The sequence below is a fragment of the Bacillus sp. AFS055030 genome (assembly GCF_002574545.1).
Classification (GTDB): domain Bacteria; phylum Bacillota; class Bacilli; order Bacillales; family Bacillaceae_G; genus Gottfriedia.
This window is the reverse complement of sequence record NZ_NUGT01000034.1, coordinates 1-12,431: the sequence shown is the minus strand read 5'-3', so window position 1 is coordinate 12,431 and position 12,431 is coordinate 1. Positions and strand designations below refer to the sequence as shown.

At 32.9% G+C, this 12,431-nt stretch carries 11 protein-coding genes; 8 read left to right on the top strand and 3 right to left on the bottom strand.

The genetic code is table 11. From position 1 onward, the window contains the following. Positions 1-4 precede the first annotated feature (4 nt). Positions 5-460 (top strand): hypothetical protein, encoded by a 456-nt coding sequence (locus CN925_RS13985; RefSeq protein ID WP_142339235.1) that lies wholly within the window; start codon positions 5-7, stop codon positions 458-460. After that, on the top strand, positions 457-1,668 hold the full coding sequence (locus CN925_RS13980; protein WP_098846836.1) for a DUF4097 family beta strand repeat-containing protein: 1,212 nt from the start codon (positions 457-459) through the stop codon (positions 1,666-1,668). The genes CN925_RS13985 and CN925_RS13980 overlap by 4 nt, the downstream gene beginning before the upstream one ends. A 109-nt stretch (positions 1,669-1,777) precedes the next feature. Here CN925_RS13980 and CN925_RS13975 read toward each other — a convergent pair whose 3' ends face one another. From CN925_RS13975 to CN925_RS13965, 3 genes are all read right to left on the bottom strand, one after another. Next, entirely contained in the window at positions 1,778-2,443 is a 666-nt protein-coding gene (locus CN925_RS13975) for a DUF2642 domain-containing protein (protein ID WP_098846835.1), read from the bottom strand. 30 nt (positions 2,444-2,473) lie between these two features. Further along, a complete protein-coding gene (locus CN925_RS13970; protein ID WP_098846834.1) occupies positions 2,474-3,829 on the bottom strand; it encodes an arsenic transporter in 1,356 nt (451 codons plus the stop codon). Positions 3,830-4,076: 247 nt separating this feature from the next. Beyond that, on the bottom strand, positions 4,077-4,406 hold the full coding sequence (locus CN925_RS13965; protein WP_098846833.1) for a DUF1904 family protein: 330 nt from the start codon (positions 4,404-4,406) through the stop codon (positions 4,077-4,079). A gap of 936 nt (positions 4,407-5,342) precedes the next feature. On the opposite strand from CN925_RS13965, the gene qoxA reads away from it, so the two are divergent. The 6 genes from qoxA to katG all read left to right on the top strand — a co-directional run bounded on the left by qoxA (position 5,343) and on the right by katG (position 12,108). Beyond that, a complete protein-coding gene (gene qoxA / locus CN925_RS13960; RefSeq protein WP_098846832.1) occupies positions 5,343-6,242 on the top strand; it encodes a cytochrome aa3 quinol oxidase subunit II in 900 nt (299 codons plus the stop codon). Continuing rightward, the gene (qoxB, locus tag CN925_RS13955) at positions 6,242-8,206 is read left to right on the top strand and encodes a cytochrome aa3 quinol oxidase subunit I (protein ID WP_098846831.1); all 1,965 of its coding nucleotides are present in this window, start codon (positions 6,242-6,244) and stop codon (positions 8,204-8,206) included. Before qoxA ends, qoxB begins: the two co-directional genes overlap by 1 nt. Beyond that, positions 8,175-8,774, top strand: coding sequence for a cytochrome c oxidase subunit 3 (locus CN925_RS13950; protein ID WP_483295200.1), 600 nt, complete (start codon positions 8,175-8,177; stop codon positions 8,772-8,774). The genes qoxB and CN925_RS13950 overlap by 32 nt, the downstream gene beginning before the upstream one ends. Continuing rightward, positions 8,771-9,052 carry a cytochrome aa3 quinol oxidase subunit IV gene (gene qoxD / locus CN925_RS13945; RefSeq protein WP_098846829.1) on the top strand — a complete coding sequence of 94 codons (282 nt, stop codon included), beginning with the start codon at positions 8,771-8,773 and terminating at the stop codon, positions 9,050-9,052. The genes CN925_RS13950 and qoxD overlap by 4 nt, the downstream gene beginning before the upstream one ends. Positions 9,053-9,222: 170 nt before the next feature. Continuing rightward, a complete protein-coding gene (locus tag CN925_RS13940; protein ID WP_098846897.1) occupies positions 9,223-9,690 on the top strand; it encodes an NUDIX hydrolase in 468 nt (155 codons plus the stop codon). Between the two features lie 234 nt (positions 9,691-9,924). After that, positions 9,925-12,108: a catalase/peroxidase HPI gene (gene katG, locus CN925_RS13935; protein WP_098846828.1), complete on the top strand. Its 2,184-nt coding sequence runs from the start codon at positions 9,925-9,927 to the stop codon at positions 12,106-12,108. The last annotated feature ends 323 nt before the right edge of the window (positions 12,109-12,431 follow it).

The following is a 12,431-nucleotide window of genomic DNA, read 5'->3' as shown; positions in this document are numbered from 1 at the left end:
AACTTTGAAAAAACGTAAAAAATTAGTTTATTTATTATCAATCTTACCTGGTCTTGGCCATTTTTATTTAGGATTAATGAGTCGAGGATTGCAATTTATGCTGTTATTTTTCGGTACAGTATTTTTAACACATTTAATTTCAAGCTTTGGATTTTTTATACCAGTAATCGTATTTTATAGCTACTTTGATGCTCTTCAATATCATAGTAAATATCGTGAGGACATTGAATTGGTAGATGTACCAATCGTAAATCATCAATTTAAATTTAATAAGTTTTTAATTGGTTGGGTTTTAATTGGTTTTGGTTGTTTATCTTTATTAGAGAACGCTTCTGATTATATTTCTAGATATTACAATATCTTTATTGACTATAATTTAGTACAAAATTTACTAATCAGTATTGTATTTGTCGGTCTTGGCATTAAATTATTAACAGGAAAGTCGAAGAAAGAAGTATGAGAAATTGGAAAGTTGGCACGATAACAGCGGGCATCATATTAATTGCAATTGGGTTATTATGGTTTTTACAAAATTTTATTTCAATCCCTTATTCAAAGATTCTAATGAATGCATGGCCGGTTGCTTGTATTTTATTAGGAATTGAAATATTACTATTCCATTTAGTAAGAAAAGAAGACTCACTTCGTTTTCATGGATTTAGTATTTTTTTACTTATCGTAATGATGGTTGCTTCATTACTATTTAGTATTGGTCATTTGTTTGCCAAAGAAATAGGATATACATTCAAAACAAAAAATATTGAAATAAATGAATCAAAAAAGATAACTTCACAAATTAATGAAGTGATGATTAAAGCTAATAATAGTGAAATCAGTGTAAATGGAATAGATTCTAATGAAGTAAACGTAAATGGTAATATAAGAGTTCCAGATCGTGATAAAAAAGATAGTGATAATTTATCAGATTATTATTCAGTAAAAACATTAGGTGATAAAATGATTATCGAGATACGTAATGATGACAATCAGATTTTTCACTTTGGTAATGACAGTTCACAGCTAACTATTGATTTGCCTAAAAGCATTATTGCGAATATAAATATAAATAATGGCTCAGTAAATTTATCAAATAAAGACAATAAAACAGTCATAAATTCAAATGACGGTCAAATCAATATTGAAAATGTATCAGGAAACTTAGTTGCAAAAACTAGAGATGGTTCAATCAGCTTAACGAATGCAAATCTGAAAAGTGATAGTGAAATTGCAACGAAAGATGGTGAAATTATCATCAAAAATATTGCTGGTTATTTAAATTCCACTACAAGAGATGGTAGCATTTCGATTGAACATGCAAATATAGAAGGAACAAGTGAAATAATAACTTATGATGGAGAAATTAACCTAAGTGATTATAAAGGAAAAGTTATCGCAAAAACAAAAAATGGTTCAATTAATGTTGATAATGCATTGTTAAATGGTAATAGTAAAATTAGTTCTGATGATGGTGAAATTCAAATCGACCTACTAAAGGATAACAATCTAACGATCAATGCAAAAACACATGATGGTAGTTTTAATGGTAATATTGGATGGGAACTAAAAAATAAAGATGAAAATCATACAAATAAGGCGAAAGTTGGAAATGGTGATCATCAACTTAATTTAAAAACGAAGAATGGATCAATATATGTAAATAAAGATTAGAAGATTAAGAGCCCCAAGTATTGTATGGGGCTTTTTTTCTTTAGAGCAATTATGAATTTAACCTTAAAAAAAACCTTTAAATACATTTTGTATCAAAGGTTATTTCCAGCTATGGTAAGTGTACAGATTTAATATGCCCTAGTCTTAAATAAACATTTTGTCCACTCGCAACAGAAAGTTCTATTTGATTATTATCTACTTTATTTAAAAGCCCAATCTTCATTGGATCTGTTCCACCATCAAAAATAACAAGCTTTCCAATTTCTTTTCTAAGCTGAATTTCAAAAGACCTGTGTAAAGGCGTAGTAGGTGGATGTACTGCTAGTGTCTCATTTGTTAAATTATATGGCACCACTTTATGGTTATACGGTGTGATCCATTTTAAATGTGATAAAGAAATATACATTGTATGAAATACAGGTGAGTAAAATACAAGATAATCATTTAATACGTTCATAATATAACCATGAAAAGTTATATTACCAGTTACATAGATTTCTGAAAAAATTCCTTTAGCATTTAGTAATATTTTACGATAAGAAATTGATTCCATTTCTTGCGTAATGGATGGTTCAATAGGGTTATCTATTTTTTCTTTTATATCATTATTTTGATAAACCATATGGATATGCATCCAAGGAATATAATAATATTTTATGCCGTTAAAAAGCACTAAAATATCTTGTCCTAAATCAGTAAGAATGCCTTCGAATATGACATCCCCAGATAATCTTACTGAGACTTGTTCTCCAAGCAATGTCGATACATCACTCACGTTGATCTCCTCCTAAAGGGTATTAAATTATTAAGCAAAAAATAATTGTATCCAATAAAATAATAATATTAATGAAATAATAGTTGTTAATGGGATCACAATTATAGTGACGCTTAAATAATCCTTCCATTTTACTTTAATTTTATTTTCTCTTAAAATGTGCATCCAAATTAATGATGCTAATGTTCCGATTGGTAACAATAGCGATCCTATGTCACTACCAACTATATTAGCAAGATAGATTGCCTTTAGTGTCACAGGGTCTAGTCCCATTTCAGTTAGGCTGATTGTACCAATCATAAGGGCTGGGTGATTGTTAAAAAGATTTGATAAAACACTTACTAATCCACCCATTGCCAAAGTGGCATTGAAAAGTCCTTGATTAACGATTGGTTCAATTTCTTTTACAATAAAATCAGTTAGACCAGCATTGTGAAGTCCATAAATTATTACATACATTGAGAATGCAAATAAAAGAATTTGCCATGGAGTCTTTTTTAAGATATCAACAGGATTTGTTCTTAAATGGTACCATCTCCATATAAGTAAAACGAGAGAACCAAGTACTGCAACAATCTCAATAGGAACTGAAATAAAAGATGCAACAAACAGTAAACATCTCATAACAAATACGAAAGTTAATATTTTTAGCATAAACTTTGTTCTTTTTCTTTTTGTTTCAACAGAGATTTTACTTTTTAAAGGATGAAAGTTTTTAATAAAAAAGGATTCTTCAATATCATTTGTTGAAGCAGGTAAGACTTCTGGGAATTTACTTTTTAGCACGAAATACATCATGATTGACATAAATAATAATCCTAACATTGTAGGTACAAACATCATTAAAGGTTGCATATATAGTGGCATATGGACAATTTTTAAACCGATTAAATTAACGATATTACTTACGCCTATTGGAGCACTCGAAGCAGTTGCAATTAATGCACCTGATAATAGGTAGGGTATTTGTTGATGTGGTTTCAAACGTAGATTTTTTAAAAGTATCATTAGAATTGGTGTTGTAATAAGGATACTACCATCATTATTAAAAAGTAATGTCATTAAAAAACATAGTAATTGAATGTACCAATATAATCGATAACTTGAACCTTTCGACAATATAACTAGACGTGCAGCTGACCAATGAAAGAACCCGAAGCTTTCTAAAATAACAGCCATAACAATTGTTGCGATAATTGTAATTGAAGCACCGCCGATTTTCGTTATGATGTCATATAAATCGTGTCGACTAACAACTCCAGTTAGTAGAATGATTATTGCTCCAATCGAAGCAGGCCATGCTTCATGAATTCCTTTTGGTCTCCAGAATATGACAGCCATTGTCATTATGAAAACAAATGCAGTCATTGCAATTTCAAAATTCATTTTCATTCACCTTTCTCTAATCGGTAGCATTTTTTTGTGTCCTACTTGTCCGATTAATATACTAATATTCAATTTTAGTAATCATGTACTTAGTCAGTTAACCATTTTTTTTAGTTTGTATATTTGTCCACATAGTTGAAATGTCCCGAAATGACATATTCCTATAGGTACAAATGCCCCGGAAATATGAATTTTTCCAAAAAAAAAGATCAGCATAGTAGCTGATCTAAATTATTTTAAAATACTATTAAGAAAATCTCTTCCCATTTATATAATAACAATCTTCTTGATATGTAATAAAAGCAATTTCAAATTCAGGGATCTTCAATGTGTTAATATGTTTTTCGATTGTCGCAGCGAAACGATCTCTAGTTTCAACTCCACGTTCAAACCACTTTACTTCAATAAATGGAAAGCTTTCTACAATTTCACCATTAAATATTGAAGTTGAATGGATACAATCAATCGTAAAATTATCAGTTCCACATTCACAAACAACTGCGAGTTCTTCGATTAACGGCGTACTAATTTTGCAAATATCATTAGTCGAAATTCCTTTAATTAATAATTGAGGCATAAATATCCCACCTTTTTTCCACAATTATAACTTAAATTACTTTGGAAATTAAATGAATAGATTAATCTTATGGATTTTAACAATTTTAATACTTCCAATAATAATAAAAAAGAACAAATTCATTTTACTATTTAATTTTCAATCAGTAGAGCGAACAAAGGAAATGAGGGGGTGATAATTTATAATTTGAAAGCGGGATATATTTCTACTATTAGAAGATCGAAGCTAAATTGCACAGTTCTTAGTGAAGAAAATAGCTTAATGAAATCGTATGTAGATTATTTCTGTAGAGGAGAAAAAAACAATAATTGGTATTGATAATCATTTTCATTTGTGTTATTCTATGATTAATAAAAGAAATTTAAGAAATAAGCCAATGTTTTTCTTAGTTCTTCGTTTGTATACACATTTAATAATAATTGTGAAATGCGACCATAGAACCCCAAAACCCTATAGAAGAGAAAAACATGCTAGGACAGTAGTTTTTCTCTTCACCAAATTAATAACCCTGTTTTTAACGCAGATCATTCTGCGTTATTTTTTTTGTGTGAAAATACTGATTATTTTGTGAAATACCACTAAAATTATTATACTAATTTACTAATATATAAGTATTAAAATGAGAAAAGAAAGTTAATCAAAATCTAATATTTGTCTAAAATGTGAACGTTGTGAATAAGTGAGCAATCGTGTTGAACCTATGATACATAAAGGTTTTCTAGAAAAGAGGATAATTTAAAATATGTCTAAAATGTGAACACTTATTTTTTCCTTTCAAAAAGGAAAATAATTGTTTGTTTTTTTAATTAAAGTATCTTACTATAACTGTGGACATTGTTTGTCATTTTAGTGACAATTTATAAAAATACTTATCTAAGAAATAATTCAAAAAAACTATTTTGAACTTTTACTTACGTTATAGGAAGGAAGAGCGAAATGAAAAAATTTCTAATGGGCATGATGATCATGCTGGTTGCATTAGTAATGGGTGCTTGTGACAAGATTACAGTACTTGATCCGAAGGGTCCTGTTGCTAAAACTCAAGCGGATACGATCATCTTCTCGATGTTGATGATGTTAGGAGTTTTACTAGTAGTTTACATTCTTTATATTGTTATTCTATATAAATATCGTGCTAGTAAACTTCCTAAAGATTACGAACCGCCTCATGAAGAGGGAAGTAAAACACTTGAAATTATTTGGACTGTTATCCCAATTATTATTGTTGCAGTTTTATCAGTAGTAACAGTTAAAACAACAAATGCAGTTGAAAGTGTACCAAAAGGTCATGAAAATGATAAACCACTTGTTATTTATGCAAGTTCTTCAAACTGGAAATGGCATTTCTCATATCCTGAACAAGGAATTGAAACTGTTAACTATGTAAATATTCCAACGAATCGAAATGTAGAATTCAGACTTTATTCATTCGGTCCGATTACAAGTTTTTGGATTCCACAATTAGGTGGTCAAAAATATGCAATGAGTGATATGATAACGAAATTAAATTTTGTAGCATCAAACTCAGGTTCTTTTGTTGGTAAGAACAGTAACTTCAATGGTAAAGGCTTTGCCGGAATGGAATTTGAAGTACTAGCAATGAATGATAATGAATTTAACGGCTGGGTGAAAGACGTTAAAGAAACAGCTCCTGCTTTAACAGAAAAAGAGTTTAATAAATTGCTAAAAATTGAGCATTTAGGTAGAAAAACATATACTTCAACTCATTTAGAATTTAGACCAGCTCCAGAAGGAACAAAAGCAGGACATCAACATGGTTCTATGAAGGATTCATCTGATCACCATGATATGGATAATATGGAGGGGATGAAATAATGGGTTATAAATGGGATCACTTTTTTGTAACAGGTGAACCAATGATTTATGGCGCAATGGTGAGTATCGTTGTTGTATCTCTTGCTATTGTTATTGGTTTAACCAAATTTAAAAAATGGGGTTATTTATGGACTGAATGGTTAACTACTGTTGACCATAAACGTATCGGTGTAATGTATATTCTATGTGCATTATTAATGCTATTCCGTGGTGGAGTAGATGCGTTATTAATGAGAGCACAGTTAGCAGGACCAGATTTAAAAATATTAGATGCACAACATTATAATGAAATTTTTACAACTCACGGCTTAATTATGATTCTGTTCATGGCGATGCCTTTCATTATTGGATTAATGAACATTGTTATTCCTTTACAAATCGGAGCTCGTGACGTAGCGTTCCCATATTTAAATGCAGTAAGTTTCTGGTTATTCTTTGCAGGTGCAATGCTTTTAAACTTAAGCTTTGTTATCGGTGGATCACCTGATGCTGGTTGGACAGCTTACTTCCCACTAGCTAGTAAGGAATTCAGCCCAGGAGTTGGGAATAACTATTACGCAATCTCGCTTCAAATTGCTGGTCTAGGTACTTTAATGACTGGTATTAACTTTATCGTTACAATTTTAAAAATGCGTGCTCCTGGCTTGAAATTAATGAAAATGCCAATGTTTACTTGGAGTATTTTAATTACAAACGTTATTATCGTATTCGCATTCCCAGTATTAACTGTAGCTTTAGCATTAATGATGTTTGATCGTGAGTTTGGTACTCAATTCTTTACGATGGCACATGGTAATGATATGCTTTGGGCGAACTTATTCTGGATTTGGGGACATCCTGAAGTTTATATCGTTATTCTTCCGGCATTCGGTATATATAGTGAAATTATATCTACTTTCTCAAGAAAGAATTTATATGGCTATAAGAGCATGGTTGTCAGTATGATTGCCATCTCTGCTTTAAGTTTCATTGTATGGGTTCACCATTTCTATACAATGGGTCAAGGATCTGTCGTAAATGGATTCTTTAGTATTACAACAATGGCTATTAGTATACCAACTGGTGTTAAAATATTTAACTGGTTGTTTACATTAAGAAAAGGTAAGATCGAATTTACCGTTCCTATGTTGTACTCACTAGCATTTATTCCAATCTTTACAATTGGTGGGGTTACAGGGGTAATGTTAGCTATGGCAAGTGCTGACTATCAATATCATAATACGATGTTCTTAGTTGCTCACTTCCATTATGTATTAATTCCAGGTACTGTTTTTGCGGTAATCGCAGGATTCTATTATTGGTTCCCTAAAGTATTTGGTTTCAAATTAAATGAAAAAATTGGTAAGATTACGTTCTGGACAATTATTGTTAGCTTTAACGTAACATTCTTCCCATTATTCTTATTAGGATTAAAAGGTATGACTCGTCGTACTTATACTTATAGTGCAGAGTCAGGTTTTGGACCATTAAATATGATTGCTACAATTGGAGCTGTAGGATTAGCAATCGGATTCGTTTTACTTGTTTACAATATTTATCACAGTGTACGTTACGCACCAAGAGAAGTTAATGGTGATCCATGGAATGCAAGAACATTAGAGTGGGCTACAAGCAGTCCAATCGCTCCTTATAATTTCGCAGTTATTCCAAAAGTTGACTCTCTAGATCCATTCTGGAAAGCTAAAAAAGAAGGTAAATCATTACTTGAAGGCGAGATTACAGATATTCATATGCCAAGTAATAGCGGTATACCATTCATTTTAGGTGCAGCATTTATGGCATTTGGTTTCTTCTTAATATTTGAATGGTGGGTTCCAATGATTGTATTTGCGGTTCCTATCGCATTATGCTTAATCGCACGTTCTTTCCAACGTGATCATGGCTACCATATCCATAAAGAAGAAGTTATTGAAACAGAGAAAAAATTACGAGGTGATCATTATGAGCAGCAGGCCTCTGTATAGTCTAGGTGAAGAAAGTTCTAATAAGATTTTAGGCTTCTGGATATTTTTAGGAGCTGAGATTGCCTTATTCGGAACATTGTTCGCAGTTTACTTCACTTTAGCGAATAACACTGGTTCAGCACCTACTCAAAAAGAATTATTTGAGATGAAAGGTGTAATGATAGAAACATTTGCCCTATTAACAAGTAGTTTTACGATTGGTTTAGTCGTTAACGCGATAAAATTAAATCACAAAAAAGCTTTTATGAGTTTCCTAGTTTTAACACTAGCTTTAGGAGCAATCTTCTTAGGAGTAGAGATTACAGAATTCTTTACTTATGTTCATGAAGGCGCAACGATCCAAAGTAGTGGAGCATTATCAGCATTATTCGTTTTATTAGGTACTCACGGTGCCCACGTATCATTCGGTATGTTATGGGGTATTGCAATCTTAATTCAAGTTTCTCGTGAGGGAATTACAGAAACTACAGCAAACAAAACATTTATTTATTCACTATACTGGCACTTCTTAGACGTAGTATGGATCTTTATCTTTAGTTTTGTTTACGTGAAAGGACTGATTGGATGAGCGCATTATTCCCTAAGCATCAAGTGGTTGGCTTCATCCAATCACTTGTTCTAACAATCATAGCTTTAAGTGTTTATTATTTAAATTTACCATTTAATGTATCATTAATTATTTTAATTGTAACTGCATTATTACAAGGCGGTCTTCAGTTAATTGTTTTCATGCATATGAAAGAAGATGAAAATAAAGGAGTATTATATATCAATTTAGGCTATGCAGTATTTATTGCAGTAACAATTGTCTTCGGTACTCTTTGGACATTAATTTGGGGTATGTAAAAGTTAGAAGCTCTTCGAAATACGAAGAGCTTTTTTTTGCTTTTTACAGTGGGATTTTTTGATTTTCTTAAACATATTAATGCATGAAATTAATGGTTTATCAATTAAATAGCAGGTCGTCTTGTATGAAATGTAGAAGTAAGTATAAAAAAATAGTTGAGGCTAAATTTATGAACGATTACATTAATACAATGAGGAAAATGGTTGGAAATGAGACGATATTAACAGTTGGTTGTGGCGCAATCATTGAGGATCATTTTGGGCGAATTCTTTTGCAACGTAGAAGAGATTATGCGCTTTGGGGGATACCTGGTGGTTTATTAGAAATAGGTGAAACAATTGAAGGAACCGTTAAAAGGGAAATATTTGAAGAAACTAATTTGACTATTAGAAATGTGAAATTATTTGGTATCTATTCTGGTGAAAATGGATTTGCTCAATATGCAAATGGAGATCAAGTTTTTAGTGTTCAAATCATTTTTCATGTAACTGATTATGTAGGAAGTTTGCAATCTAATAATGAAAGTATTGAATTATGTTTTCTGAGTAAAGATGAAATTCCCAAAAACTTAAATTCTCATCAGGCTCCTTTTATTTACGATTGGTTAAATGAAGTACAAAAACCTATTATAAAATGATTGTTTTAATTCAACTAAAGGTTATTAAAGTTGGACTAAGTATTTGTAATCAAAAATCATGTCATCGATCGTTCACAATTTTTTGAATAATTTCAAGTTTGCGATAGTTATTTCTATTAATATATGTAATAGTTTAATATAATGATTGCATAATAATTAATCATATCTTGTTTGAAAGGTAATACAAGATACATAATTATTTGGGAATTTATTTACTTTTAAGGAGGAAAATATATGGAAATGAATGACAATTCTAACATTGCAAAGTGCCCGTTTAATCACGGTAGCACTACTACTCCGAAATCAGCTGGTACAGTAAATAAAGACTGGTGGCCAAACCAGTTAAATTTGAACATTCTACATCAGAATGATCGAAAATCTAACCCAATGGATGAAGAATTTAATTATGCAGAAGCATTTAAAAAGTTAGACTATCAAGCGCTAAAACAAGACCTTCATAATCTAATGACGGACAGTCAAGATTGGTGGCCTGCTGATTATGGACATTATGGTCCATTCTTTATACGTATGGCTTGGCACTCAGCAGGTACATATCGCACAGGTGATGGCCGTGGTGGTGGAGGAACTGGTACACAACGTTTTGCTCCACTTAATAGTTGGCCAGACAACGGGAATCTTGATAAAGCCCGACGACTGCTTTGGCCGATTAAGCAAAAGTACGGTAACAAGATTTCTTGGGCGGATTTATTTATATTAACAGGTAATGTTGCTATTGAATCAATGGGTGGAAAAACATTTGGTTTTGCAGGAGGTCGCGAAGACGTTTGGCACCCTGAGGAAGATATATACTGGGGTAATGAAACTGAATGGCTAGGGGATAAACGTTACACGGGTGATCGTGATCTTGAGAATCCACTGGCTGCTGTTCAGATGGGTCTTATCTATGTAAACCCAGAAGGGCCAAACGGGAATCCAGATCCTATTGCAAGTGGTCGTGACATACGCGAAACGTTTGCTCGCATGGGAATGAATGATGAAGAAACAGTTGCGCTAATCGCTGGAGGGCATACTTTTGGTAAAGCTCACGGTGCAGGAGACGCTGCTCATGTTGGACCAGAACCAGAAGCAGCTCCGATTCATACACAAGGCTTAGGTTGGCTAAGTACTTATGGCTCTGGTAAAGGTCGTGACACCATCACTAGCGGTATTGAAGGTGCTTGGACTGCAAACCCAACAAAATGGGATAATGGTTACTTTGATTTATTGTTTGGATATCAATGGTGGCTTACAAAAAGTCCAGCGGGTGCGTTTCAGTGGCTTGCCGTAAACCCTGCGGAGAAGGATCTTGCTCCAGATGCGGAAGATCCAACCGTTCGTGTTCCTACCATGATGACTACAGCTGATATGGCACTACGGTTTGATCCAGAATACGAAAGGATATCTCGCCGTTTCCATGAAAATCCAGAAGAGTTCGCTGATGCATTTGCTCGTGCTTGGTTTAAACTAACTCACAGAGATATGGGGCCACGTTCAAGATATTTAGGCCCAGAAGTCCCAGAAGAAGTTTTAATTTGGCAAGATCCAATACCTGCTTCTGAATATGAACTAACCGATGCAGAAGTTGAAAAAATCAAATTAATGATCCTGGATTCAGAACTAACAATTAGCGAGTTAATAAAAACTGCTTGGGCTTCTGCAAGTACGTTTCGTGGCTCAGATATGCGTGGTGGAGCGAATGGAGCTCGAATTCGTCTAGCTCCACAGAAGGACTGGGAAGTGAATCAGCCTGACCAACTGGCAAAGGTACTAAGTGTTCTAGAAAGCATACAAAACCATTTACACAAAAAAGTCAGCATGGCCGATTTAATTGTACTTGGTGGTAGTGCCGCGGTAGAAAAAGCTGCACATGATGCAGGTTTTAATGTAATCGTTCCTTTTACACCAGGACGTGGCGATGCAACACAGGAGCAAACGGATATAGAAAGCTTTGCAGTGCTAGAGCCAATTGCTGATGGTTTCCGTAACTATCAAAAGAAGCAGTATAATGTAAATTCAGCAGAGCTATTAGTAGATAAGGCACAACTATTAGGCCTTACCGCGCCAGAAATGACTGCTCTTATTGGCGGTTTGCGTGTACTAGGTACAAACTATAATGGCACACAACATGGAGTGTTTACTGATCGAGTAGGCTCACTTACTAATGATTTCTTTGTAAACTTGCTAGATATGGGAATTGAGTGGACACCTGTAGATGGAGACGTATTCGAAGGACGTGATCGTAAGTCAGGTGAGATTGTACGTACAGCAACTAGTGTAGATTTAGTGTTTGGTTCAAATTCAGTACTACGTGCAATTGTAGAAGTGTATGCTCAAGACGATAACAAAGAAAAGTTTGTGCGTGACTTTATAGCTGCATGGGTTAAGGTCATGAATGCAGATCGATTTGATCTCGTCTAAGAAAACTAGTGATATAAGAATAATAATATGCGATAAAAAAATCCTTCCTGATCAACTCGGGGAGGATTTTTCTTAAGAAAATTTTTTCGTCTATTATCTAAATACAAAAGGCCGTCATAAAGACAGACTTTTTCAGAGTGTTGAAATAAAACATTGTCAATATAGAACAAAAGAAGTCTAAGTATATATTATCTAAACAATAATTTGAAAGGTTCATACTCATAAGAGGTTCATGAGGAAGTAAACTAGCTAAAATTTGAAAGATACTTCCACATAAAAGGTTCATGAGGAAGTAAACTAGCTAAAATTTGAAAGATACTTCC

Coding starts and splice junctions, on each gene's coding strand:
- CN925_RS13980 (WP_098846836.1), top strand. CDS start 457: ATGAGAAATTGGAAAGTTGGCACGATAACAGCGGGCATCATATTAATT.
- CN925_RS13970 (WP_098846834.1), bottom strand. CDS start 3,829: ATGAATTTTGAAATTGCAATGACTGCATTTGTTTTCATAATGACAATG.
- CN925_RS13965 (WP_098846833.1), bottom strand. CDS start 4,406: ATGCCTCAATTATTAATTAAAGGAATTTCGACTAATGATATTTGCAAA.
- qoxA (WP_098846832.1), top strand. CDS start 5,343: ATGAAAAAATTTCTAATGGGCATGATGATCATGCTGGTTGCATTAGTA.
- qoxB (WP_098846831.1), top strand. CDS start 6,242: ATGGGTTATAAATGGGATCACTTTTTTGTAACAGGTGAACCAATGATT.
- qoxD (WP_098846829.1), top strand. CDS start 8,771: ATGAGCGCATTATTCCCTAAGCATCAAGTGGTTGGCTTCATCCAATCA.
- CN925_RS13940 (WP_098846897.1), top strand. CDS start 9,223: ATGAACGATTACATTAATACAATGAGGAAAATGGTTGGAAATGAGACG.
- katG (WP_098846828.1), top strand. CDS start 9,925: ATGGAAATGAATGACAATTCTAACATTGCAAAGTGCCCGTTTAATCAC.